The organism is Pseudomonas sp. AK106, assembly GCF_053903055.1.
Window position 1 is genome coordinate 2,444,383 of sequence record NZ_CP096426.1, and the last position, 23,808, is coordinate 2,468,190.

20 protein-coding genes and 4 pseudogenes are annotated in these 23,808 nt (G+C 63.1%); 7 read left to right on the plus strand and 17 right to left on the minus strand.

Going from position 1 to position 23,808, the window contains the following annotated elements:
• Positions 1 to 48: 48 nt before the first annotated feature.
• From M1E04_RS11030 to M1E04_RS11065, 8 genes and pseudogenes are all read right to left on the minus strand, one after another.
• Positions 49 to 297: a hypothetical protein gene (locus tag M1E04_RS11030; RefSeq protein WP_192130374.1), complete on the minus strand. Its 249-nt coding sequence runs from the start codon at positions 295 to 297 to the stop codon at positions 49 to 51.
• Between the two features lie 32 nt (positions 298 to 329).
• Positions 330 to 1,124 (minus strand): NYN domain-containing protein, encoded by a 795-nt coding sequence (locus tag M1E04_RS11035; protein WP_456292967.1) that lies wholly within the window; start codon positions 1,122 to 1,124, stop codon positions 330 to 332.
• Positions 1,125 to 1,243: 119 nt separating this feature from the next.
• On the minus strand, positions 1,244 to 2,173 hold the full coding sequence (locus M1E04_RS11040) for a 2-hydroxyacid dehydrogenase (protein WP_456292968.1): 930 nt from the start codon (positions 2,171 to 2,173) through the stop codon (positions 1,244 to 1,246).
• Positions 2,154 to 3,518 (minus strand): MFS transporter, encoded by a 1,365-nt coding sequence (locus M1E04_RS11045; RefSeq protein ID WP_456292969.1) that lies wholly within the window; start codon positions 3,516 to 3,518, stop codon positions 2,154 to 2,156. Before M1E04_RS11045 ends, M1E04_RS11040 begins: the two co-directional genes overlap by 20 nt.
• Before the next feature lie 335 nt (positions 3,519 to 3,853).
• The gene (locus tag M1E04_RS11050) at positions 3,854 to 4,303 is read right to left on the minus strand and encodes a thiol-disulfide oxidoreductase DCC family protein (protein WP_065988926.1); all 450 of its coding nucleotides are present in this window, start codon (positions 4,301 to 4,303) and stop codon (positions 3,854 to 3,856) included.
• On the minus strand, positions 4,300 to 5,295 hold the full coding sequence (locus tag M1E04_RS11055) for an aldo/keto reductase (RefSeq protein ID WP_456292970.1): 996 nt from the start codon (positions 5,293 to 5,295) through the stop codon (positions 4,300 to 4,302). Before M1E04_RS11055 ends, M1E04_RS11050 begins: the two co-directional genes overlap by 4 nt.
• Before the next feature lie 66 nt (positions 5,296 to 5,361).
• Positions 5,362 to 5,982 (minus strand): annotated as a pseudogene (locus M1E04_RS11060) (methyl-accepting chemotaxis protein); the annotation flags it as partial.
• 285 nt (positions 5,983 to 6,267) lie between these two features.
• Positions 6,268 to 7,008 (minus strand): annotated as a pseudogene (locus M1E04_RS11065) (MCP four helix bundle domain-containing protein); the annotation flags it as partial.
• 1,170 nt (positions 7,009 to 8,178) lie between these two features.
• Here M1E04_RS11065 and M1E04_RS11070 point away from each other — a divergent pair.
• The 5 genes from M1E04_RS11070 (at position 8,179) to M1E04_RS11090 (ending at position 13,210) form a co-directional block, all read left to right on the plus strand.
• Entirely contained in the window at positions 8,179 to 9,090 is a 912-nt protein-coding gene (locus M1E04_RS11070) for a LysR family transcriptional regulator (protein ID WP_456292971.1), read from the plus strand.
• 107 nt (positions 9,091 to 9,197) lie between these two features.
• On the plus strand, positions 9,198 to 10,391 hold the full coding sequence (locus M1E04_RS11075; RefSeq protein WP_296314069.1) for a CaiB/BaiF CoA transferase family protein: 1,194 nt from the start codon (positions 9,198 to 9,200) through the stop codon (positions 10,389 to 10,391).
• The gene (locus M1E04_RS11080) at positions 10,388 to 11,326 is read left to right on the plus strand and encodes a hydroxymethylglutaryl-CoA lyase (RefSeq protein WP_456292972.1); all 939 of its coding nucleotides are present in this window, start codon (positions 10,388 to 10,390) and stop codon (positions 11,324 to 11,326) included. The genes M1E04_RS11075 and M1E04_RS11080 overlap by 4 nt, the downstream gene beginning before the upstream one ends.
• A 108-nt stretch (positions 11,327 to 11,434) precedes the next feature.
• On the plus strand, positions 11,435 to 12,772 hold the full coding sequence (locus tag M1E04_RS11085) for an MFS transporter (protein WP_065988932.1): 1,338 nt from the start codon (positions 11,435 to 11,437) through the stop codon (positions 12,770 to 12,772).
• Between the two features lie 57 nt (positions 12,773 to 12,829).
• Complete coding sequence (locus M1E04_RS11090) at positions 12,830 to 13,210, plus strand: VOC family protein (RefSeq protein WP_456292973.1); 381 nt, start codon at positions 12,830 to 12,832, stop codon at positions 13,208 to 13,210.
• Between the two features lie 66 nt (positions 13,211 to 13,276).
• Here M1E04_RS11090 and M1E04_RS11095 read toward each other — a convergent pair whose 3' ends face one another.
• The 7 genes and pseudogenes from M1E04_RS11095 to M1E04_RS11125 form a co-directional block, all read right to left on the minus strand.
• Positions 13,277 to 13,834 (minus strand): HD domain-containing protein, encoded by a 558-nt coding sequence (locus M1E04_RS11095; RefSeq protein ID WP_456292974.1) that lies wholly within the window; start codon positions 13,832 to 13,834, stop codon positions 13,277 to 13,279.
• A 285-nt stretch (positions 13,835 to 14,119) separates the two neighbouring features.
• Positions 14,120 to 14,506, minus strand: coding sequence for a nuclear transport factor 2 family protein (locus tag M1E04_RS11100; protein ID WP_456292975.1), 387 nt, complete (start codon positions 14,504 to 14,506; stop codon positions 14,120 to 14,122).
• A gap of 61 nt (positions 14,507 to 14,567) precedes the next feature.
• A pseudogene (locus tag M1E04_RS11105) lies at positions 14,568 to 15,152 on the minus strand (SDR family oxidoreductase); the annotation flags it as partial.
• 24 nt (positions 15,153 to 15,176) lie between these two features.
• Positions 15,177 to 16,280, minus strand: coding sequence for an alkene reductase (locus M1E04_RS11110; RefSeq protein ID WP_456292976.1), 1,104 nt, complete (start codon positions 16,278 to 16,280; stop codon positions 15,177 to 15,179).
• 5 nt (positions 16,281 to 16,285) lie between these two features.
• Positions 16,286 to 16,414: pseudogene (locus tag M1E04_RS11115) on the minus strand (TetR family transcriptional regulator); the annotation flags it as partial.
• Between the two features lie 69 nt (positions 16,415 to 16,483).
• On the minus strand, positions 16,484 to 16,969 hold the full coding sequence (locus M1E04_RS11120; protein WP_456292977.1) for an N-acetyltransferase family protein: 486 nt from the start codon (positions 16,967 to 16,969) through the stop codon (positions 16,484 to 16,486).
• A 17-nt stretch (positions 16,970 to 16,986) separates the two neighbouring features.
• Entirely contained in the window at positions 16,987 to 17,907 is a 921-nt protein-coding gene (locus tag M1E04_RS11125) for a LysR substrate-binding domain-containing protein (RefSeq protein ID WP_456292978.1), read from the minus strand.
• A gap of 130 nt (positions 17,908 to 18,037) precedes the next feature.
• Here M1E04_RS11125 and M1E04_RS11130 point away from each other — a divergent pair, with 130 nt between their 5' ends.
• On the plus strand, positions 18,038 to 18,427 hold the full coding sequence (locus M1E04_RS11130; protein WP_296316081.1) for a RidA family protein: 390 nt from the start codon (positions 18,038 to 18,040) through the stop codon (positions 18,425 to 18,427).
• Positions 18,428 to 18,547: 120 nt separating this feature from the next.
• The gene (locus M1E04_RS11135; protein WP_369319877.1) at positions 18,548 to 19,243 is read left to right on the plus strand and encodes a tRNA (adenine(22)-N(1))-methyltransferase; all 696 of its coding nucleotides are present in this window, start codon (positions 18,548 to 18,550) and stop codon (positions 19,241 to 19,243) included.
• 67 nt (positions 19,244 to 19,310) lie between these two features.
• Here the strand turns inward: M1E04_RS11135 and M1E04_RS11140 are convergent, their stop codons facing one another.
• Together M1E04_RS11140 and M1E04_RS11145 are read right to left on the minus strand one after the other, a co-directional pair.
• Positions 19,311 to 20,732, minus strand: coding sequence for a sugar porter family MFS transporter (locus tag M1E04_RS11140; protein WP_065988991.1), 1,422 nt, complete (start codon positions 20,730 to 20,732; stop codon positions 19,311 to 19,313).
• Positions 20,733 to 20,841: 109 nt separating this feature from the next.
• Positions 20,842 to 23,535, minus strand: coding sequence for an ATP-binding protein (locus tag M1E04_RS11145; protein WP_456292979.1), 2,694 nt, complete (start codon positions 23,533 to 23,535; stop codon positions 20,842 to 20,844).
• Between the last annotated feature and the right edge of the window lie 273 nt (positions 23,536 to 23,808).

Sequence of the window (23,808 nt, forward strand, 5' to 3'; positions counted from 1 at the left end):
TCAGTCGTAGTGATCGGATGCAGGTGCCGCCGCAGGGTTCAACGCGTTTTACCGGACGTCATCGCTCGCCGCTTGGGTGACGCGAATGTCCGTCAGCCCGAGCTGGCTGGCCTGTTCGATGATTTCATCCGGTTCTGCATCGGCATTGGGCATGATCAGGCTGTTTTCGCTGTCGCCGAAATGCAGCTCAAGCAGGTGCATCGCGGCGTCGGACGCTGACAACGCTGGCTGATTCAGCTCGAAGCGATGGGTGCGGGGTTGGTCTTTGAAGCGATAGTCAACTGAGAAAACGGGCATGGAAGGCTCCCTAAATGAAACAGGCTGATGGGTTATTTACCGTTTTGTCTGTGCCGGACGTACATCACCGCCGTGCCACTGGACGCGGGTCTGGCCTGCAGCTCGAAGGCTTGCGGGTAGCCCTTGATCAGGTCGCTGAGCTTTCTGTACCCATGGGTGCGCGGGTCGAATTCCGGTCGCAGCTTGGTGATGTTGGTGCCCAGGGCGCCGAGCTGCACCCAGCCGTCTTCGTCGGCAATGTCGTCGAGGATTTTCGCGATGAAACTGATGGGCGCTTTGGGACGCTTCTGGGTGTCCGCGGCTGCGGGTTTTGCCACTTCAGCCTGCGTGTGCGAGTCGAGGGTCTGCTCTGTGCTGGCGGCAGCGATCACCTCTTCGCGGAGCAGTTCGATGTAGATGAATTTGTCGCAGGCCGCCACGAACGGCCGGGGCGTTTTCTCTTCTCCGAAGCCAATCACGGTCAGGCCTTCTTCGCGCAGTCGCGAGGCCAGGCGGGTGAAGTCGCTGTCGCTGGAGACCAGGCAAAAGCCGTCGAAGCGCCGCGTGTACAGCAGGTCCATGGCGTCGATGATCAGCGAGCTGTCGGTGGCGTTCTTGCCTTTGGTGTACGCGAATTGCTGGATGGGCTGGATCGAGTGATCCAGCAGGACCTTCTTCCAGCCGCCGAGCTGTGGCCCGGTCCAGTCGCCGTAGATGCGCTTGACGCTGGCAACGCCATATTTGGCGATTTCTTCGAACAGACCTTCGACGATGGCGGCGGGGGCGTTGTCCGCATCAATGAGAACGGCGAGGTGCTTTTGTGCGTGGCTGGAGGGGTGCGTGGCCATGGATCTTCCTTGGCAGGGGAAAGCCACACCATACCGCCAAATCCTCACTGCCAACAGGCAACGAATTCCGTCTTCTGCGGCTCGGTTCTTTCATTCAGCCAGGCGCAGGCAGCATCGGCTTATTCCGGCACGGGCGTGGGCAAGTCTGCGCCGCTGTGCCAGGCGTGGAGGTTGGCCATGACCAGATCGGACATCGCCTGCCGGGTGTCCCAGGTGGCGCTGGCCATGTGCGGGGTGAGTAAGGTGTTATCCAAATTCAGAAGCGCAGCGATGGGGTGCGGCTCGTCTTCGTAGACGTCCAGCGCCGCGCCGGCCAGACGACCCTCGGCGAGGACCCGGGCGAGGGCGGTTTCATCGACCACGCTGCCACGGCCGACGTTGATCAGATAGCCCTTGGGGCCCAGCGCATCCAGCACCTTGGCGTCCACCAGATGATGGGTGCTGGCGCCGCCGCCGACCGCGACGACGAGAAAATCCACCGCAGCGGCCAGTTCGAGGGCTGAGGGGTAGTACGTGAACCCGACGTCCTGAGGCCGCCGCGCGGTGTAGGCGATCGACATATCGAAGCCTTGGGCGCGGCGAGCGATGGCGGCGCCAATGCGACCGAGGCCAATGATGCCCAGGCGCGCCCGGCTGACCTTGCGGCTGAAGGCGATGGGGCCATTTGCCCAGGCGCCCGAGCGGGTGAAACGGTCGGCCACCCGCAGGTTGCGGGCGATGCCCAGCATCAAGGCCATGGCGAAATCGGCGACGTCTTCGGTGAGCACGTCGGGGGTGTGGGTGACGCGGATGCCACGCTCCCGCGCTGCCGCCACATCGACGCCGTCGTAGCCCACGCCAAACACAACGATGACTTCCAGCGCAGGGAGGCTGTCGATCAACTGACGGCTGACTGTAGATTCGCCATTGGCGGCCATGGCGCGGATGTCGGCGGTCGATTCGCCGACGCCGGTGCCGTTTTGATCGGCGTCCACCACGTCGTAGGTCGCGTTCAGCGCGTCATCGAGCATGGCCGGCAAGCGGGCGATTTTAAGGAGCCTTGGCTTCATTTAAACCTCTTGGGACAGGAGCAGCAGCGGGGGGAGTTGCGCGGGCGGTGACAGGTGCAGCACGGGGCGAACGGGCCAGGAACAGTCCCAGCACACCGCCCGCCAACAAGGCTGCGGAGACCAGCAGCAGGGCGTAGTCGTAGCTTTGCGTGGCGTCCTTGATCCAGCCCATGACGGGCGGCAGGCCAAGGCCGGCGATGTTGGCGATGGAGTTGATCAGCGCGATGGACGCCGCGGCCGCAGCGCCCGACAGGTATTCGGTGGTGGTCGCCCAGAACACCGGCGTCGCCGCCCAGTTCAGACCGACGGCCACCACCAGCAAGCCATACGCCAGCCACGGGTTGCTGGTCCACACTGCCAGCGCTAGCAGCACCCCGGCGGCCATCAACGGCAGCGCAAGATGCCAGCCGCGTTCGCCTTTGCGGTCGGAATGGGTGCCATTGAAGTACATGAACACGCAGGCGAACAGGAAGGGCAGCGCCGACATCACGCTGACGGTGAAAGACTCCTGGCCGGACACCGATTTGACGATCAGCGGCAGGAACAGCGTGATGCCGATGGTGCCGAACGCCTGCAACAGCCAGAACAGGCTCAGCAGCCAGACCTGACGGCTGCGGAATGCGGTCTGCCAGGCGGCGTGGTGGGAGATCGGCGAGTTCGCTTGCTCGGCCGCGATGGTGCGGCTCAGCCAGTCTTTCTGATCGGCGTGCAGCCAGTGGGTGGTCTGCGGCGAGTCCGGCAGGTAGCGCAGCACGACAATCCCGAGGATCACCGCCGGCAGGCCCTCCAGCAGAAACAGCCAGCGCCAGCCGCTGACGCCGAAATACCCGTCCAGGTGCAGAAACGCGCCCGACAGCGGCAGGCCGATCACCGACGCCAGCGCGGCGCCAATGTAGAAGAACGACATGGCTTTGGCCCGATCGGTCTTCGGGTACCACTGCGACAGGTAGTAAATGATCCCCGGCGTGAAACCGGCCTCCGCGGCGCCCAGCAACAGGCGCATGCCGTACAGCTGATTGGCGCTCTGCACAAACGCCATGCCCGCCGCGACGATGCCCCAGGTGATCATGATCCGCGCAATCCAGCGCCGCGCGCCGACCCGCGTGAGGATGACGCTGCTGGGGACTTCAAGAAGGATGTACGTCAGAAAGAACAGGCCTACGCCGATGCCATACATGCGAGCGGTCAGGCCCAGCTCGGCATTCATCTGCAACGCGGCGACGGAAATGTTCGACTTGTCGATGTACGCGACCATGTACAGCAGCATCAGGAAGGGGATCAACTTGAGGTTGAGGCGCTTCATGGTGCTGGCGTGCAGGCCCGAATCCAGAGATGGCGTGGGCATGGGACTTCCTGTTGTTTTTATAGTGGCTATGAGGAGCGAAGAGGTTTCACCATAGACGACATATTCTGAGATCTCAATATGTGATTGTCTGTCCCATATAGTGGAACTTTTCCGAGTGAGACTGACTAGAGCTCTAGAGCCATGCGCAAGAGGTGTGGGGGTGAGCTTACTCACGAAGGGGCCGGGACATTTGGCGACTTTCTCTGCGGACTGAAGACAGCCTTCGCGAGCAAGCTCGCTCCTACGGGATCGCGGAACGGCCTGAGATTCGAGCCATGCGCAAGACATGTGGGAGTGAGCTTGCTCACGAAGACGGCATTTCAGCCGCTGAAGAGTTAGCGGTCGTTGAGGGCGTTCTGGCTCAAGAAACGGCCGGGATGATCCGCGGCAGGCAAGCGACAGGCGTCATAACGGCCAAACAGTTTGTAGCGGTTCAGCGCGATCTTGTCGTACAGCCAGTCCCGCAAAACCCTTGGGAAAACCCGCGCGATGAGCAGCCAGTGCCATCGGGCGGGGAGGTGGGCGAGGATCTTGAACATTGCGTCCGAGCGGACGTAAAAACGGTCATTCTCCACCAGCACGATGGTGTTGAACTGATCCTGGGGCAACCCCGCCCATTTCAGCAGCGCCTGACCCTCGGGCGACTGCACCGCCGCGAGCGTCAGCCGCTGCTCGTGGTCCTGGCTGATGATGAAGGTCGCCCAGCCATTGCACAGCTTACAGGTGCCGTCGAACAGCACGACGGCCCGGCCGGTGGCAAGCCCGGAATTGCCGTTGGGCTTCACGCGAAGCCCGTGACAGCGTGGGGAACGTAGGGCGCTTCAAGGCGTTTGACTTCCTCGTCGCTGAGCATCAGGTCCAATGCCGCGATCGCATCGTCCAGATGGTGCGGCTTGGAGGCGCCGACGATCGGTGCCGACACGCCACGCTGGGCCAACACCCACGCCAACGCGACTTGCGCCATGGGCACGCCGCGCTCGCTGGCAATCTGCTCGACCACATCGATGACGCGGCCATCTTCGGCTTCCGTTGCCTCGTAAAACGACTGGCCGGATATGTCGGTCTTGGTGCGTTCAGTCTGCTGGCCGTGGGGCCGGGTGAGCCTGCCGCGGGCCATCGGGCTCCACGGCATCAGGCCGACGCCCTGATCCAGGCACAGCGGAATCATCTCGCGCTGTTCTTCGCGATACACCAGATTCAGGTAGTTCTGCATCGACACAAAGCGGCTCCAGCCATGGGCCGTCGCCACCTGCTGAGCCTTGGCGAACTGCCAGGCGAACATCGACGACGCGCCGATGTAACGCGCCTTGCCGGCCCGCACCACGTCATTCAGCGCTTCCATGGTTTCTTCGATGGGGGTGTGATAATCCCAGCGATGAATCTGGTACAGGTCGACGTAGTCGGTGCCCAGCCGCGTCAGGCTGGCGTCGATGTTGGCCATGATGGCTTTCCTCGACAGTCCCTGTTCGTTGGGCCGCTTGGAGCCTTCCCACATGTTGGCTGGAAAAAACACCTTGGTCGCGATGACGGTTTCTTCGCGACGGGTGAATTCTTTCAACAGCTTGCCGACGATGACTTCCGAGGTGCCTGCCGAATAGCTGTTGGCCGTGTCGAAGAAGTTGATGCCTTGCTCGACCGCGTGCTTGATGATCGGCCGGCTGGCGTTCTCATCCAGCGTCCACGGGTGCGTGCCGGCGTCTGGCTCGCCAAACGTCATGCACCCCAGGCACAGCCTCGACACGTCCAGTCCCGTGGAACCCAGCTTCACAAACTTCATGCTTTACCTCCGAAATCGTCTGATGCCGCAAACAGGCGGCTCAGTGGTGCGATTCCGTCGGTGCCATTAAGTTCTGAATTGCATCACCAGACCGTTCAGGCCGACCGCCAGTTGCGACAGCTCGTTGCTCGCCGCCGAGGTCTGATGGGCGCCGGCAGACGTCTGCAGCGACAGGTCGCGGATGCTGGTCAGGTTGCGATCGACTTCCCGCGCGACCTGGGCCTGTTGTTCCGTGGCCGTGGCGATACTGACGTTGCGCTCATTGATCAACACGATGGCGGTTTTGATGTCGGCAAGGGCACGACCGGCGGCACCGGCGACGTCCAGGCTGACCCGGGCGCGCTCGCTGCTCTGACCCATGGCGGTGACCGCCTTGTGGGTGCCGCCCTGAATCGAGTCGATCATCTTTTCGATCTCGGCGGTGGATTGCTGGGTGCGGTGCGCCAGGGCGCGGACTTCATCCGCTACCACCGCGAAACCACGTCCTGCTTCGCCGGCACGGGCGGCTTCGATGGCCGCGTTGAGGGCGAGCAGGTTGGTCTGATCGGCGATGCCGCGAATCACGTCCAGCACGCCGCTGATGTTCTGCACCTGGCCGGCCAGCCCATTGATCTCGTCCGCGGTGCTGCCGACCGAGTCGTGCAGCGCGTTGATCGCCGAAATGGTTTCGTTGACCCGCAGGCGGCCCTGTTCCGCCGAGTCGCTGGAATCCCGCGCGGCTGTCGAGGCCAGGGAGGCGTTGTGGGCGACTTCTTCCACCGCCGCGCTCATCTGATTGATGGCCGTGGCGGCCTGATTGATTTCGTCGTTCTGACGCTGAACCCCGCGCAGGGATTCTTCGGTCACCGCGGTCATTTCTTCCGAGGTCGACGCCAGCTGATTGGACGAGTGGCCCAGCTCCGAAAGCGTGTGGCGCAGGTTCTGCTGCATCACCGACAGTGCTTGCAGCAGGCGGCCCGGCTCGTCGGAACCGTCCACTTGAATCGGCTTGCTCAGGTCATTGGCAGCGATGTTTTCCGCGACGGCCAGGGCTTTGGCGATCGGCGCGACCAGGCTGCGGGTGAACAGTGCCGCCAGGGCAAGGGTGGCGACCAGCGCGACCACGATGGCGGCGATGATGACCTCGCGGGCCTGGGCGTAACTTTCATTTGCCGCGACATTTGAGTCCTGCATTTTCTGGTTGCCGAGGTCGGCGATGGTCGCGATGTCCTTGGCGAGGGCGTCTGCCGCGCGGGTCTGTTCACCGGACGGCTCGGTCAGCGAGGCGACAACGTCATCACGCTTCTGCGCCACGGCGTCGAGAAAGCGCGCGTGCACGGCGAGGTAGGCCTGCATGTCGCGCTCCATCTGCGCGTAGGCACTCAAACCACGCTCACTGATCAAGAGGGTTTTCAGGCGTTTGGTATCGCGCTCGAGGTCAGCGCGGCCCTGGCTGACGCGTTTCATGGCCGAGTCGGTGCTGGCGGCGCTCTGCGCAGCGCGCAGGCTGGTGTTGCCGAGGCGGATGGTCAGCAGATCATTTTTGATATCGGCGATGGCGAGGAGGGTGGGGAGTACGTTGTCCTGCAGTGCGTCCCGGGCATCTTTGAGCTTGGACGATTGCATCAGTGAGAACAGTCCGACGGCGGAGATCAACACGGCGAAAAAGCCGAAGCAGATCAGGGAGCGGGGAGCGATGTTGAGGCGTCTGAGGTTCATGTCGGGGCTGTCCATAAAAATAGAAATCACCGGTATATCGACCTGAATCGGTTCAGCTTGATAGTGGATTACCCACTGACACACTGCGGATCCCTGGTAGGACCGGCTTTAGCCGGGAAGGCGTCGGACGTCACACTGCAAAATGCATGGCGAACGTGCTGGCCACTTCCCGGCTAAAGCCAGTCCCACTGACCTACCACGGATCCCTGGTAGGACCGGCTTTACCCGGGAAGGCGTCGGACGTCACACCGCAAAATGGATGGCGAACGTGCTGGCCTCTTCCCGGCTAAAGCCGGTCCCACTGACATACCACGGATCCCTGGTAGGACCGGCTTCAGCCGGGAAGGCGTCGGATGTCACACCGCAAAATGGTTGGCGAACGTGCTGGCCTCTTCCCGGCTAAAGCCAGTCCCACTGACCTACTACGGATCCCTGGTAGGACCGGCTTTAGCCGGGAAGGCGTCGGACGTCACACTGCAAAATGCATGGCGAACGTGCTGGCCACTTCCCGGCTAAAGCCAGTCCCACTGACATACCACGGATCCCTGGTAGGACCGGCTTTACCCGGGAAGGCGTCGGACGTCACACCGCAAAATGGATGGCGAACGTGCTGGCCACTTCCCGGCTAAAGCCAGTCCCACTGACACACCACGGATCCTTGGTAGGACCGGCTTTAGCCGGGAAGGCGTCGGACGTCACACCGCAAAATGGATGGCGAACGTGCTGGCCACTTCCCGGCTGAAGCCAGTCCCACTGACACACCACGGATCCCTGGTAGGACCGGCTTTAGCCGGAAAGGCGTCGGACGTCACACCGCAAAATGGATGGCGAACACGCTGGCCTCTTCCCGGCTAAAGCCAGTCCCACTGACATACCACGGATCCCCGGTAGGACTGGCTTCAGCCGGGAAAGCGTCGGACGTCACACCGCAAAATGGATGGCGAACACGCTGGCCTCTTCCCGGCTAAAGCCAGTCCCACTGACACACCACGGATCCCTGGTAGGACTGGTTTTAGCCGCGAAGGCGTCGGACGTCACACCGCAAAATGGATGGCGAACGTGCTGGCCACTTCCCGGCTAAAGCCAGTCCCACAGACGACGCGCGCATCCAGCAGCACCGGCTTCAGCCATGCCCGCTCGCCAACCCGTGTATTCTTTCGGCCGGACCTTGATCGAGTACGTCCCATGCTCCACAAAAACCTCATCCGTCGTCTCGACCTGATCACCCTGAAGCTGTTCGTGGCGGTGTACGAAGAAGGCACGCTGACCCGGGCGGCGGCGCGCGAGGCGATTGCCGTGTCGGCCGCCAGCAAGCGGCTGATGGAGCTGGAAGAAGTGCTCGGCATCGGCCTGTTCCTGCGCAATGCCAAAGGCATGCTGTTGACGGCCGCCGGCGAGACGATGCTGCACCACGCCCGGCGCATGCTCTCCGATCTGGAAAAAATGGGCCTTGAACTCGACGAGCACCTCCAGGGCATGCGCGGTTATGTGCGCATGCTGGCCAACCTCTCGGCCATCATTCAGTTCTTGCCGGAAGACCTGCACGCCTTTGTCGCCAGCCATGAGCTGGTCAAAGTCGATCTTGAAGAGCGGCCCAGCAACGGCGTCGTGCAGGGACTGGTCGACGGTGTCGCGGACATCGGCATCTGCTCTGAAGACACCGATGTTCAGGGGCTCCACAGCGCACCCTATCGCCGCGACGAACTGGTCGTTGTGATGCGTGACGATCACCCGCTCGCCGGGCTGCAGCAGGTGGCTTTCGAAGACACCCTCGGCAGCGACTACATCGGTCTGCACGCCGCCAGCTCCATCAACATGCGCACCCAGAACGCTGCGCGCGCCCACGGCCGACCGCTGCGGGTGCGCATTCATGTGCCGGGCTTCGACGCCATGTGCCGGATGGTCCAGGCCGACATGGGCATCGGCGTGCTGCCGCGCAAGGCGTTCGACCTGCTCGGCCCGTCCCTGGACCTCAAGGCCGTGGGCCTGAGCGATGCCTGGGCCCGGCGCACACTGATTCTGGTGGTCCGCGACACCGCGGCGCTGTCACCGGTCAGCCAGTTGCTGTTCGAGCACCTGCACAGCCACGACCGCTAAGCCTTCGCGTTTCGCGAACGGTCGTTGCCAACTGACGGTTGGATTTGCTGAGCCGCGTTCCTCTAGTCTGGGCGACAAATTCCAAGAAAGACTCGAGGTAATCCGCTATGACAGGCCCCCTTCAAGGCGTGCGCGTCATTGAAATCGGCACGCTGATCGCTGCTCCCTTCGCCGCCCGCCTGCTGGGCGAGTTCGGTGCCGAAGTGATCAAAATCGAATCCATGGGGCAGGGCGATCCGCTTCGTAAATGGCGAAAGCTGCACGAAGGCACCTCGCTGTGGTGGTACCTGCAGTCGCGCAACAAGAAATCCCTTTCGCTGAACCTCAAAGCCCCCGAAGGCATCGACATCGTCAAGCGGCTGGCTGAAAGCGCGGACGTGTTGATCGAAAACCTGCGGCCCGGCGCGCTGGAAAAACTGGGGCTGGGCTGGGACGTGCTCCACGCGTTGAACCCCAAACTCACCCTCGTGCGCATTTCCGGCTACGGTCAGTCCGGGCCGTACCGCGATCGCCCCGGCTTCGGCGCCATCGGCGAAGCCATGGGCGGCATCCGCTACACCACCGGCACCCCCGGCTCGCCACCGGCGCGGGTCGGGGTCAGCCTGGGCGATTCGCTGGCCTCGATGCACGCGGTGATGGGCGCGCTGATGTCGCTGTTGCGGGTCAAGACCGGCCAGGGCGACGGCCAGGTGGTCGATGTGTCCCTGGCCGAAAGCGTGTTCAACGTCATGGAAAGCCTGGTGCCGGAATACGACATGCTCGGCCACGTCCGTGAACGCAGTGGCGGCGCGCTGCCGGGCATTGCACCGTCCAACACCTACCCGACCGCCGACGGCGCCTACGTGGTCATCGCCGGCAACAGCGATCCGATCTTCAAACGCCTGATGCACACCATTGGCCGCGCCGATCTGGCCGAGGCCCCCGAGTTCGCCCACAACGACGGCCGCGCCGCCCAGAGCGACAGGCTCGATGGGGCGATCAGCGCGTGGTCGTCGGCCTTGCCCATTGACGCGGTGCTCAAGGCGCTGGAGCAGGCCGAAGTGCCGGCGGGGCGGATCTATAACGTCGCGGACATCGTCGCCGACCCGCATTACCAGGCGCGCGGGATGATTCTCGACGCCGATCTGCCCGGCGGGGCCACGGTGAAGATGCCAGGCATCGTGCCGAAACTCTCGGAAACCCCAGGCTCGGTGAACTGGCAAGGCCCCGCACTCGGGCAGCACACCGACAGCGTGCTCGGCGAGCTGGGCATCAGCGCCGCCGACATTGCCCAGCTCAAGCACAGCGGGGTGGTGCAATGATCACCGACTTCTCCCAGCGCCTGATCGTGCAGGAAGTGTCGCCGCGCGACGGTTTGCAGATCGAGCCGACGTGGGTGGACACCGCTGACAAGATCGCCTTGATCGACCAACTTTCTCTCGCCGGTTTCAGCCGCATCGAAGCCGGTTCTTTTGTTTCCCCCAAAGCCATTCCTGCCTTGCGTGACGGGGATGAGGTGTTCCGTGGCATCCGGCGCGAGCCCGGCGTGACCTACGTCGCCTTGATTCCCAACCTGCGCGGTGCCCAGCGGGCCCTCGACGCAGGTGCCGATGAGCTGAATCTGGTGATGTCCGCCAGCCAGACCCACAACCGCGCGAACATGCGCATGGGCTGCGAACAGTCCCTGGCGGCCTTCGCCGACGTGGTCTCGCTGGCGTCGGGCACAGGCCTGAGCCTGAACGGCTCCATCGCCACCACGTTCGGTTGCCCGTTCGAGGGCCGCATCGATGAAGACCGGGTGCTGGAAATTGTCGATGCCTATCTGGCATTGGGCATGCACGGCATCTCCCTGGCCGACACCACCGGCATGGCCAACCCCCGTCAGGTGTTTGCGCTGGTGCAGCGGGTGCTGAGCCGTGTCCCGGCATCGGCGCTCACGCTGCATTTTCACAACACTCGCGGGCTGGGGCTGAGCAATGTGCTGGCGGCTTACGAAGCGGGGGCGCGGCGGTTTGATGCATCGCTGGGGGGGCTCGGTGGCTGCCCGTTTGCACCGGGCGCCTCGGGCAATATCTGCACCGAGGACCTGGTGAATCTGTGCGATGAAATGGGCATCGAGACGGGCATCGACCTGGCGCATCTGCTCACGCTGTCCCGCCGTTTACCGGCCCTGTTGGGCCATGAAATGCCGGGGCAGGTGGCCAAGGCCGGACGCAACCGTGATCTGCACCCGGCGCCGGAAGACTTGCCCGGCTAACGCGCCACCCGTCCCGGTTTCCCCGACAAACGCGCACGCTCCGCTGCGTGCGCGTCCAGACAACAAAAACAATAGGGCTCTCTCAGAGAGTCGATCTGGAGTATCGCAATGACCGTCTCTGTTCTGACCCCGAACAGCAGCCTCGCCGAGGTTGTGAGCGCCGAAAAGGCATTGATCCGCAAAGTCGCGTGGCGCCTGATGCCGTTGATCATGGTCTGCTACCTGTTCGCGTTTTTTGATCGCATCAACATCAGCTTCGCCAAGTTCCAGTTGCAAACCGATTTGAGCCTGAGCGACACCGCGTACGGGCTGGGTGCGAGCCTGTTCGTGATCGGCTACGTGCTGTTCGAAGTGCCGAGCAACATCATGCTTTACAAGGTCGGGGCGCGGCGCTGGATTGCCCGCATCATGATGTCGTGGGGCATCGCCACGGCGCTGATGGTCTTCGTCACCGCCGAATGGCAGTTCTATGTGCTGCGTTTCATCATCGGCGCCATGGAAGCGGGTTTCGCACCGGGGGTGCTGTTTTACCTGACGCTGTGGTTCCCGCAGACCTACCGGGGCCGCATCACGTCAATTCTGTTCCTGGCCTCGGCGTTCGCGGGGCTGCTGGGCGCACCGGTCTCGGGGCTGGTGCTCGGTCATATGGACGGCGTGATGCAGTTGCGCGGCTGGCACTGGCTGTTCCTGCTCGGCGGGCTGCCGTGTATTGCCCTGGGGTTTGCGGTGCTGAAGCTGCTCAAGGACCGTGTCGCGGACGCGCACTGGCTGACCGACGCCGAGAAAACGTATCTGTCGAGCCGCATCGCCCGGCATGAGCCGAACAAGCATGGCGGCTCGCTGCTGACCGCGCTGAAAATGCCGGGCTTCCTCATGCTCGGGCTGATTTATTTCCTGATTCAGGTGGCGTCCTATGGCCTGAACTTCTGGGCGCCGCAGCTGATTCGCAGCGCGGGCGTCGAAAGCCCGGTGATCATCGGGCTGCTCACGGCCATCCCGTACATCTTCGGCGCCATCAGCATGATCGTGGTCGGACGCCTGTCGGACGCCAGCGGTGAACGCCGCAAATTCGTCTGCGGGCTGATGGTGCTTGGGGCCATCGGCTTCTTTAGCGCCGGTTTCTTTGCCCAGCACACCAGCCTGTTGATCGTCTCCCTGGCCATGCTCGGCGGCGGGATTGTCGCCGCCATTCCGGCCTTCTGGACCCTGCCGCCCAAGCTGTTGGCGGGCGCAGGTGCCGGCGCGGCGGGCGGCATTGCGCTGATCAACACCCTCGGGCAGTTTGGCGGCATCGTCAGCCCGGTGATGGTCGGCGGGATCAAAGACCTCACCGGCACGACAACGCCTGCGCTCTACGTCATCGGCGTCAGCAGCCTGATCGCGGCGGGCCTGTTAATGTGGGCATTGCCGCAGAAGCTGAGAACGCTGGACAAGAACGACCACTGAGGTCCGCGCCCCAGGACTGCCTGACGGTCGACTTCATTAGCCCACGGAGCGCACGCAATGATTGATCACCTCGACCATCTGGTTCTGACCACTGTGGACGTGGAGGCCTGCAAGGATTTCTACGTTCGCGTCATGGGCATGCAGCTGGAAACCTTCGGCAGCGGCCGCCTGGCGTTCCGCTTTGGCAACCAGAAGATCAACGTTCACGAGCGCGGTCACGAGTTCGAGCCCAAGGCCCACCTGCCGGTGCCCGGCGCGCTGGACCTGTGCTTCATCGCCAGCCAGCGCCTCGACGCGGTGATTGCGCAGTTGCAGGCCGAGGCGTGGCCCATCGTCGAAGGGCCGGTTCAGCGCACCGGCGCGACAGGGCCGATTCGGTCGGTTTACGTGCGTGATCCCGATCTCAACTTGATCGAGATTTCCGAATTGATGGGCTGACAGTGTTCCAGTCGCTGAAGATCTGGCGGATGTACCGGCGACTTCACCTTGCACACGGAAATGAATTCAGATTTCCCGCTGCTGATCGACGTACAAGGATTTGTAGCGCGCCATGGCTTCCGAGAGCCGCTGATTCAGGTAGTCATTGGTATGCCCAAGCGCCGCCAGGATCTGCGCAGATTCCTCATGATAAGACGCGCGCTTTTCCAGAGACCACGTCGATGGCGCGGATTGGAGATTAGTGATCCGGTCGCACAACTTGATCGCCGCCGCTTCCAGGGAATGCGCGGCGATTGCCTGGAAATAGCGCTCATCCGTGAAAGGCACGATCAGGTTCTTGCTCAGGCACGCGACGGTCGATGCGACAGCGGCACCGAACACCTCAGCCAGTGCCTCCTCCGAGGCCGCGGTGTCCTCGATCACGTCGTGCAGCAGCGCGGCGGCCATCGCGATGGCCAGATCACCGATGTCACTTTCCCGGTCTGCGAAAATCAGTTCGTTCGCGACCATCGCCACATGGGTGGTATACGGCAGATTTGATCCTTTCATCATCTGACCCACGTGGGCGCGGGAGGCGAACAGCCAGGCTTTGTTGTAGAGGTGCTGCAGGTCGGTGGACGACAATCGTTTTACTCCTGGAGTGAGTGTTTGCTAGTTCATCCAGCGGAGCGGCAACCGTCAGCCGCAGTCCGGCAAGATCCCGGTGCAGACCTTTCCGTCAGCCGACGAGCAATTTGCCCGCCGCAATTAAAAGCCTACACCAGCAAGCGATATCGAGGTTTTTAGATTCACCACCTCCCACCCGTACGCCCGCGAGACTTTCCACGGGCCAATCCGCTAATACCCTGCCCGTAGGCCCGGTAGTCGAAACCCCGAATCCCGCGTCCACGTAAATCAACGCTGTAAAATCTACCCCTCAAACTGGTTATAAACCTTGGCAATCACCTTCCAGTCGCGATTGATCTTGATCAACGTCAGGTAGTCGTTGTAATCCGCGCCAATCGCGTCCTTTTCCATGTCCACCCGCACAACAGCCGTAGTCGGCGTAATCGCCAGCACATCCAGCCGCGTCGTGATGTCAGCCGCCTTGCCGTTGCTCTCGACAAAGTCATACAAGTTGCTGATCGGCCCGCCCAGCAATTGGCCGTTGGTGAAACCGTACATCACCGCCTCTTCATGAAAGGCCTGCTTGATCGTCGCAACACTGCCTTCGCGCAGCCCTTCAACGTAGCGGCTGGCGGTGGTGATGACGGCGTTGTAGTCGTGGGTGGCAACGGCTTTGATGTTCTTGCTCATGTTTGTTACTCCAGGGTTTAGGTTCGATAGGGCAAAGCGTCGAGCAGCAACAGCCGCGCAATCACCAGTCCTGTCGGGTGGGTGAAATGATCAGGTCGTTGACGGTGACGTTGGCTGGCTGATTCAGCGCGTAGATGACGGCGCGGCTGATGTCTTCCGACGCGATGGCGATTTCGTTGAGCGCTTGTGCTGCTTTGCGGCCGGCGGGGTCGGTGACTTTGTCGGCCCAGCCGGTGTTGATCACGCCGGGGCTGACGGTGTTGACGCGGATGCCATGGTGCACGCCCAGTTCCTTGCGCATGGATTCGGTCATGGCCTGCACGAAGAATTTGGTCGCGCTGTAGACGCCGGCGCCGGGGCCGACTTGGTGGCCGGCCACCGAATCCATGTTGAGGATCTGCCCGGATTTCTGGTCGAGCATGAAGGGCAGGGCGGCGGCGATGGTGTTCAGGTAGCCCTTGATGTTGACGTCGATCATGGCGTTCCAGTTTTGGGTCACGAGATCGACCCAATGGGAGAAAAGCATCAGGCCGGCGTTGTTGACGAGGATGTCGACCGAGCCGTAGGTGTCTTTGGCGAACTGCGTCAGGGCGCGGGTCTGTTCAGCGTCGGTCACGTCGGTGACAAAACTGGACGCCTCGTAACCAAGCGGTGCGGGTTACAAGAGCGGTTAGTAAGTGCCCAGCGGCCAGTCGGTGTAGCCCTTGGCGCCGCCGCCGTAGTAGCTCTCGCGCGGGGCGATGGTCAGTTCGGCGCCGTGGCGCAGACGCGCGACCAGGTCCGGGTTGGAGATGAACAGGCGGCCAAACGCGACGGCGTCGATCTTGCCTTGGGCGCGGCGCTCGACGGCCATGTCCAGGTCGTAGTTGTTGTTGCCAATGAACGGCCCGTTGAACTGGGCACTCAGCGCATCCATGTCGACGCCTTCCGGCGCTTCACGGGAGGTGGCGGTCGCGCCTTCGACAAAGTGCAGATACGCCAGATTGAAGCGGTTCAATTGCTGAATCAGGTAACCGTGCAACGCCATGACGTTGCTGTCCGGCGGCGTGTTGCCTGCATCCGGCGTGACCGGCGACAGGCGAATCCCGACGCGGTCGTTGCCCCAGATATCAACGATCGCCTGGGTGACTTCCAGCGTCAGTCGCGCGCGGTTTTCAATCGAGCCGCCATATTGATCGGTGCGCTGATTCGTGGAGTCGCGCAGGAACTGGTCGAGCAGGTAGCTGTTCGCCGAGTGGACTTCGACACCGTCAAACCCTGCGCGCTTGGCGTTCTCGGCCGCGTGCTTGTACTGCTCGATGATGCCGGGGATTTCGTCGGTTTCCAGCGCGCGGGGCATCGACACCGGGACGAAGCCGTTGGCCGTGTAGGTGTTGCCTTCAGCCTGAATGGCGGACGGCGCGACCGGGGCTTCGCCGTTGGGCTGCAGGTCGACGCTGGAGAACCGGCCCACATGCCAGAGCTGGCTGACGATCTTGCCGCCGGCCGCGTGCACGGCGTCGGTGACTGTGCGCCAGCCGGCGACCTGCGCGTCGCTCCAGATCCCGGGCGTCGCTGCATAGCCGCGTCCCTGGGCCGAGATGTTGGTGGCTTCGGTCACGATCATTCCGGCGGTGGCGCGCTGGGCGTAATAGGTGGCGTGGAGTTCACCGGGCACGCCGTCTTCTTCATAGCGGCTGCGGGTGACGGGGGCCATGACGATGCGGTTGGCCATTTCGATGGCGCCCATTTGCACGGGGGAAAACAAGTCGGTGCTGTTACTGAGATTGCTCATTGAGAATTACCCTTGGGCACGCCCGCCGCGCTCACCACTTCTGCCAGGCCGACGGCGGTGTAGCCCTTGTGGGTCATCAGCGACTTGGCGACGTCGATGATGTGTTGGCGCATTTCCAGGTTGAGTTTCTTCATAATGCGCAGCACCTTAAAAAAAACTGACCGGTCGTCTACAAAGTGACCAGTGTCCGCGATGAACGGCACTCATGTCAGGCGCATCCCCATCTCAAACGCCCGCGTCTCGAACCCGAGAACTTCATACAACCGCCGCGCATGGGTATTAAAGCCCCACACCGACAGGCGAATGTCCTTCGCGCCGCGCTCCTGCGCCCACCCTTGCACTCGCTCAATAAGCCCACGCCCCAGGCCTTTGCCCCAGAAAACCTGGGCCACGCATACCGAGCCGATCCGCGCGAACGCCATCGGCTGCAGCAATGGCCCACCCGCTGAAAACATCCCCGCGCTGACAAACCCCGCCGCCCGAACCCCGACAAACGCCAGGAAAATAACCTGCTCCGGATTGTTCAGAAAGCTCATCCAGTGAGGGGCATCGCGCAGGTAATCCCGGGTTTCAGCCGCGTAGATATCGGGGCGCTCAGCGTGGTGAATGGCGTTGAGTAGCTGCCCCAGTTCGCAGATCACTGCCACGTCCTCAACCGTCGCCTCTCGGTAGCTGATCACTTCGTCCATCGCACCTTCATCCTTGTTTAATCGTGAGATCGGCTGTTGTACCCGTCGCCCATCAACTCCACAACCCAGTCGATGAACACCCGCAGCTTGATGCTGATGTGCCGGTTGGGCGGGAAGGCCACGTACATCGGCATCGACTCCAGCTGCCAGTCTTTGAACAGCGACACTAATTCACCACTGCGCACTGACGGCTCGGCCATGTACTCCGGCAGCCAGAGGGCACCCATGCCGGCAAGGCCTGCCGCGAGGTACGCATTGCCGTCGTCCACCGTGAGCAGGTAGCGGCTTTGCACCTGAACCCTTTCGCCGTCCCGTTGCAGCACCATCGGGAACAGCTGCCCGGTGCGCGCCCAGCGATAACCGACGATGCGGTGTTGCGAGTCCTCGAGCTCACGGGGGTGATCCGGGGTGCCCGCGCGCTGCAGATACGCCGGCGACGCGTAGACGCCCAGCCTAAGGTCGGTGATGTGCCGGGCCATGAGCGATTGGTCGGTCAGCTCGCCGCCGCGCACCACGCAGTCGACGTTCTCGCCAATGAGGTCGATCATCCGGTCGCTCACGCCGAGGTCGATCTGGATGTCGGGGTAGCGGGCGTTGAAGTCCGGCAGCGCCGGGATCAGCACCATGCGCGCGAACGGACTGGGCACGTCCACACGCAAACGCCCTCGTGGCGCAGCGGAGGCAGCGGACAGACCGGTTTCGGCGTCGTCCAGATCCGCCAGCACGCGCAGCGCACGTTCGTAGAACACCGCGCCGTCCGCCGTGACGTTGACCTTGCGCGTGGTGCGGTTGAGCAGTTTGACCCGCAACCGCGCTTCGAGCTGCTGCACCAGTTGCGTCACCGTGGTCTTGCTCATGTGCAACGTGCCGGCGGCCTTGGTGAAGCTGCCGGTTTCCACGACTCGGACGAACGCCTGCATTGCGTCGAAACGGTCCATCGCGCCACCTGATTGTTTGGGGAATGCAAACAGTCTTGATTAAGGCTGCTGGTTTATCCAGCGAATCCGCCGCCCTACAGTCTGCCCACCGAAACGACGGAGCCTCCCGCTCCGCTGAAGGAGAAAGCCCATGACTGTTCGTGACGTTGTATTCCCCCCTGGCCGCCAAGCGCTGTACGAGCGCAATCGCTACTCGCCGGCAATCAAATCCGCCGGCTTGCTCTTTGTCTCCGGGCAGGTCGGCAGCCGCGAAGATGGCTCGCCCGAACCCGATCTGCGCGCCCAGGTCCGCCTGGCCTTCACTCACCTCAATGCCATTCTCAACGCCGCCGGCTGCACCTTCGATGACGTGATTGACGTCACCGTGTTCATGGTCGATCCGCAGTCGACCTTCGAAACCGCCTGGGAAGTGGTGCCGGAGTTCTGGGGCGAGGCGCCGCATCCGACCATTACAGCCGTGGGCGTGACCTGGCTGTATGGCTTCGATTTCGAGATCAAGGTGATCGCCAAGCTGCCTTAGTACCCGACGCTCAATCCGCCGGCCATGCCTCACCGCAGTTGAAATCCTCGCCACCGCCCGACAGACTCACGCCCCGTTTCGGCAGGTCGTGCCGGGGCGTAGCGAGAAGGGGCGGCAAGGTTGAACGAACACACATTGTCCAGGCGCCTGGAGCGCGTAGCTGCGCTGGTGCCTGCCGGCGCGCGACTGGCCGACATCGGCTCCGATCACGCCTACCTGCCGGTGGCGTTGATGCGCCGTGGCCTCATTACGATGGCTGTGGCGGGGGAGGTGGCGACGACGCCGTTCAGCGCCGCACAACGGACGGTGCGCGAGAACGGTTTCGAGGCGCACATTCGCGTGCGTCTGGCTGACGGCCTTGCAGCGATTGAAGCGGACGACGGCATCACTGCGATCAGCCTCTGCGGCATGGGGGGCGAGACGATTCGAGACATTTTTGAGGCCGGCAAAGCGCGGCTCAACGGAAGTGAGCGGCTGATTCTGCAACCCAACGGCGGCGAGCCTGAGCTGCGCCAGTGGCTGATGGACAACGGTTATCGCATCGTCCACGAGGACGTGCTGCGGGAGAACCGCTTCGACTACGAAATCATCGTCGCCGAACCCAGCGGACCGGTGGTCTACAGCCCTGAAGCCCTATACTTCGGCCCGCTGTTGATGCTCGAACGCAGCCCGGCGTTCATCGACAAATGGCAGCGGCGGCTGCGTAACAAGCAACGCAGCCTGGTCAGCTTGCAGCGGGCGCGGCAGGGAGTCTCGGAACACACGTTGCACGACACCGCGCAGCAAGTGCGCTGGATCACCGAATTGCTCGGCTGACCCTGCGCAGTCCCAGCCCCTTGGTTTCAAAGACCCGGACGCAAGGCCCGGGATCTGAAACCTCGCATCAAAGCTCCTTCTTCATGTGCTTTTCGATCTGCTCCAGGGACTTGCCCTTGGTTTCCGGCAGGCACAGGAAGACGAAGATCAGCGAGCCGATGTTGATCGCCGCAAACACGAAGAAGGTCGGGTTGCCGATCGTGTCCACCGCGATCGGGAAGAGGAACGCGACCGTGGCGTTGAACAGCCACTGCATCGACACTGCGGTGCCAGTCAGCAGCCCGCGCACCTGCATCGGGAACAGCTCGGACATCAGCAGCCAGTAGACCGGCGAGATGCACATCTGCATGAACAGCAGGAACACCAGAATGCACGCCAGCGCGGCATAGCTCTGGGTCAGGTTCTGCGGCATGAACATCAACACGCAACCCAGTGCCGCCTGCATCATGATCACGATGACCAGACCGGTCATCAGCAAGTGCCGACGCCCGTAACGGCCGATGGCCCAGATCCCCAGCAGCGTGGCGATGACCGACACGATGCCGTTGCCGATGGTCGCGGTCAGTGCAGCGTTGGTGCCCATGCCGGTGTGTTTGAGGATGATCGGCGTGTAATACATGAACGCGTTGACGCCGGTGAACTGCGCGGTAAAGCCCAGCCCGACACCGATCAGCAACAGCTTCAACACCCACGGCTGACGCAGCAGATCGCGAGCGGCGACGCGCTTGTGGGCTTCTTTTTCCTGAGCTTTCATTTCCTCGACTTCGCGCTTGGCGGCGTCTTTGGTGTCACGCAGTTGTTCGAGCACGTCTTGCGCTTCATCGAAGCGGCCTTTGGAGGCCAGCCAGCGCGGCGACGGCGGCACGAAGAACGTACCGATCAGCAGCAACACGCCCGGGACCATCGCGATGGCCAGCATGTAGCGCCAGATACCGGGGGTGTGCAGCAACGCCGCGAGCACGGCGCTGAGCACGTAGGCCAGCAACTGGCCGCTGACGATCATCAGCTCGTTGCGGCTGACCAGTCGGGCGCGACGGGAAGGCCCTGCGATCTCGGCGATGAACACCGGCACCGTCGCCGAGCCCCCGCCAACCGCGATACCCAGCAGAAAACGCGCGGCGACCATGAACGGCACCGAGGGCGCCGTGGCCGTGCCGAGTGCACCGACGATGAACAACAGCGACAGCATGCGCAGGGTCACGCGTCGGCCAAAACGGTCGGAGAGGTAGCCGCTGGCCAGTGAGCCGAAGGCGGCGCCGACGATCAGCGATGCAGTGATCAGCCCTTCGCTGACCGGGTTCAGGCCAAGACCGCCCTGATCGAGGGGCAAGGTCATGAAGGGCAGAGCGCCCGCGATGATGCCCGTGTCGTAACCGAAAGCGAGTGCGCCCATGGTGGCGACAAGGACCGAGATGAAAATCAGACGACGCGGCGACGTGCGCTGCTCGTCTGGTTGGCCTATGGCGGCGGATGGGGTGCTGGAAGACATGGAAACCTAAACCTCTCGTGGAACGGGCCTTATGCCGGTTCGCTGACGTCGTGGTTAGGGGCATGCCGGCCCTGTGAGTTCCATGGGTCGGTGTAAAAAAGCTGACTGATCAGTCATCCACCCCGCGGCCGTCGCGCTCCGCAGGGGGCGAGGCGGGTGACGCCATGAGTATGTCGCTGACCTTCCGCGTGAAGCTGTCCATGCCGAAAGGCTTGAGCAGCACGGCCATTCCGGCTTCGAGCTGGTCACCGCCCACCGCCGAATTTTCCGCGTAGCCGGTGACAAACAGCACATTCAGCGAAGGCAGCAGCGCACGGGCGGTATCGGCGACCTGCCGGCCATTCATGCCGCCGGGCAGCCCGACATCGGTCACCAGCAGATCGATCGAGGTCATCGACCGCAGCATCTGCAAGCCCGACGGTCCGTCCATGGCTTCGGTGACGGCATAACCGCGCTCGCGCAGGGCGTCGCACATCAGCATCCGCACGTGGGGTTCGTCGTCAATCACTAGAACGGATTCGCCACTGCTGCGGTTCTGGGGTGCGCTGCGGGCTTGGGCCAAATGGCTGTCTCCCAGGTAACGCGGCAAATACAGCGAAACCGTCGTGCCTGCGCCGTGGGTGGAACGCGCCTGAATCGTCCCGCCGGACTGGTGCACGAAGCCGTGAATCATTGACAGCCCCAGGCCCGTGCCCTGGCCGATGGGTTTGGTGGTGAAGAACGGGTCGAAAATCCGATCGAGAATCTCCGGGGCGATCCCCATGCCGGTGTCGCTGACACTGATTTCCACGAAGTCGCCTTCGGGCAGCTGCGCGGCCACTCCCGCGGCGCTGTCTGAGGAGACGTTGCGGGTCTGCACCGTGAGTTCGCCGCCTTCCGGCATGGCGTCGCGGGCGTTGAGTGTGAGGTTGACCAGCGCGCTTTCCAGCTGCGGCGCGTCGATCTTGCTCAGCCACAGGTCACCGCTGGCGATCGTCCGCGTGCCGATGGAGGGGCCGAGGGTCGAAGAGATCAGCTGACCCATCCCCGCCACCAGGCGGTTGACGTCGGTCGGCTTGGGGTCGAGTGTCTGGCGACGGGAAAACGCCAGCAGCCGCTGGGTGAGCTGGGCGGCGCGATTGGCCGAGTCATGGGCCGCGCTGACGTAGCGGTCCAGGCCGTCCACCCGGCCGTTGGAGATGCGCCGCTCGATCATTTCCAGGCTGCCGAGGATCCCGGCGAGCAAGTTATTGAAGTCGTGGGCGATGCCGCCGGTGAGCTGGCCCACGGCTTCCATCTTCTGCGCCTGGCGCAGGGCCGAGTGGGCTTCAGACAATTCCCGGGTACGGGCCAGCACCCGCTGTTCGAGGGTTTCGTTGGCGCTGTGCACCTGCTGGAACAGCGTCGCGTTATCGATGGCGATGGCGGCCTGAGCGGCGAGCGCCGACATCAGTGCTTCGTGACGCGCGCTGAACTGCGCCGGCTCCGAGTGGCCGTAGAACAGTCCGCCGAGCACCTCCCCCGAGCGCGACACCACCGAGACTGCCAGGTAGCTGCGCACCGGCGCATGGCCGGCCGGCAAGCCGAAATGCGGCGTGATGCCGCCATAGCGTGGGTCCGGCAAAATGTCGTCGGAGCGCATCACGCCCTCGGTGAGGAACGCCGGCGCGAACACCGGGCTCGCCCGCGGGCCTGGCAACCGGGCCAATTCCGTGGGCGGCGCGCCAGACAGCGTAAAGAGATCGAAGTGATCGCCCGCAACGTTGTGAAAGTAGCCGCCGATGTGTGCGCCGGTCATCTCTCGTCCGGCATCGGTCACGGTCTGTACCAGTCGTTTTAGGTCCAGGTCGAGGGCCAGCTCGGCGTTCACCCGATTCAGTGTCTCCAGCGTGCGGGTTTCCTCGCGCAGTGCCGCTTCACTGGCCTCAAGCGCCGCCCGGGAGATATGCGCCTCGGTGACGTCGTGGCCTTCGCAGAAAATACCCGTCACCTGGCCGGCATCATCGAGCAGCGGCTCATAGATAAAATCCAGGTAGCGCACTTCGCACGGGGCGTCCGGGTGACTGAGCTGGATCGGGGTGTGTTGCTGAACCAGGCGCTCGCCGGTGCGGTAGACCCCGTCGAGCCACTCATAAAAGCCCTGGCCTGCGAGCTCCGGGAATGCCTCGTAGATGGTTTTGCCGACGTAATCGCGCTCGCCGAACAGCCGCGTGTAGGACTGGTTGACGAATTCGAAGCGGTGCTCGGGGCCATGGAGCACCGTGATGAAGCCGGGCGCCTGCTCGAACATCTTGCGTTGACGGACGAGTTGGTCCGTACGGCGACGCTCGGCGAGAATCCGGTCAGTGACCTCGTGGCCCTGATTGAGGATGCCCGCGATGCGCCCGTTTTCCCCGCGGATCGGCGTGAAACTGTAGTTCCACCACGTCTCCACCAGGCTCCCGCCACGCTCCATCATCAACCGCTGGTCGAACGCCGAAAAGCCCTCGGCATCCCGGACGGCGGCTTCGAGCTGCGGCCCGACGACGTCCCAGATAATCGGCCAGACCTCCCGCGCCGGGTGGCCCAGTACCGCCGGGTGACGATCCGCCGGGATCGGTGCCCAGGCGTCGTTGTACAGCAGGCAGAAGTCTTTGCCCCAATAGATCGCGGTCGGGAAGCTGGAGTGCAGGCAGATGCTGATGGCCGAGCGCAGAGACTGCGGCCACGCTGCCGGATCCCCCAGTGACGTCGACGCCCAGTCGAAATCCCGGATCAATCGCCCCATCTCACCCCCGCCCAGCAGGAAATCCAGCGGGCCAATTTGTACGTTGTCCGACTTCATGGGCGACATCTCGACACAGTGGTTCAGAGAAAGGGATGGACTGGGGGCGCGGGAAGATATTTCCGCTTCTGGATGAACGGCATTGACGCGCGACGCTGTGACCCGGCATACGTAGAGTATGGCACAGCGCTATCAGGGACAGGCCGGGCGTCAGTGTGACATTAATGCAGGCGCCTGTCTGGCTTGTCGACCCGTCGGGGCGACTCATCGGCGAGGCCTGGCGGCCTATCCGCCATTGCCCGGCCGGCCGGCAGCGGGCATCATCCGCGTCCA

Excerpts from the sequence above, each read along its gene's own strand:
- M1E04_RS11045 (WP_456292969.1), bottom strand. The coding sequence starts at position 3,518 with ATGCCCACGCCATCTCTGGATTCGGGCCTGCACGCCAGCACCATGAAG.
- M1E04_RS11120 (WP_456292977.1), bottom strand. The coding sequence starts at position 16,969 with ATGGACGAAGTGATCAGCTACCGAGAGGCGACGGTTGAGGACGTGGCA.
- M1E04_RS11030 (WP_192130374.1), bottom strand. The coding sequence starts at position 297 with ATGCCCGTTTTCTCAGTTGACTATCGCTTCAAAGACCAACCCCGCACC.
- M1E04_RS11070 (WP_456292971.1), top strand. The coding sequence starts at position 8,179 with ATGCTCCACAAAAACCTCATCCGTCGTCTCGACCTGATCACCCTGAAG.
- M1E04_RS11080 (WP_456292972.1), top strand. The coding sequence starts at position 10,388 with ATGATCACCGACTTCTCCCAGCGCCTGATCGTGCAGGAAGTGTCGCCG.
- M1E04_RS11090 (WP_456292973.1), top strand. The coding sequence starts at position 12,830 with ATGATTGATCACCTCGACCATCTGGTTCTGACCACTGTGGACGTGGAG.
- M1E04_RS11130 (WP_296316081.1), top strand. The coding sequence starts at position 18,038 with ATGACTGTTCGTGACGTTGTATTCCCCCCTGGCCGCCAAGCGCTGTAC.
- M1E04_RS11075 (WP_296314069.1), top strand. The coding sequence starts at position 9,198 with ATGACAGGCCCCCTTCAAGGCGTGCGCGTCATTGAAATCGGCACGCTG.
- M1E04_RS11035 (WP_456292967.1), bottom strand. The coding sequence starts at position 1,124 with ATGGCCACGCACCCCTCCAGCCACGCACAAAAGCACCTCGCCGTTCTC.
- M1E04_RS11110 (WP_456292976.1), bottom strand. The coding sequence starts at position 16,280 with ATGAGCAATCTCAGTAACAGCACCGACTTGTTTTCCCCCGTGCAAATG.
- M1E04_RS11085 (WP_065988932.1), top strand. The coding sequence starts at position 11,435 with ATGACCGTCTCTGTTCTGACCCCGAACAGCAGCCTCGCCGAGGTTGTG.
- M1E04_RS11145 (WP_456292979.1), bottom strand. The coding sequence starts at position 23,535 with ATGAAGTCGGACAACGTACAAATTGGCCCGCTGGATTTCCTGCTGGGC.
- M1E04_RS11140 (WP_065988991.1), bottom strand. The coding sequence starts at position 20,732 with ATGTCTTCCAGCACCCCATCCGCCGCCATAGGCCAACCAGACGAGCAG.
- M1E04_RS11055 (WP_456292970.1), bottom strand. The coding sequence starts at position 5,295 with ATGAAGTTTGTGAAGCTGGGTTCCACGGGACTGGACGTGTCGAGGCTG.
- M1E04_RS11040 (WP_456292968.1), bottom strand. The coding sequence starts at position 2,173 with ATGAAGCCAAGGCTCCTTAAAATCGCCCGCTTGCCGGCCATGCTCGAT.
- M1E04_RS11100 (WP_456292975.1), bottom strand. The coding sequence starts at position 14,506 with ATGAGCAAGAACATCAAAGCCGTTGCCACCCACGACTACAACGCCGTC.
- M1E04_RS11125 (WP_456292978.1), bottom strand. The coding sequence starts at position 17,907 with ATGGACCGTTTCGACGCAATGCAGGCGTTCGTCCGAGTCGTGGAAACC.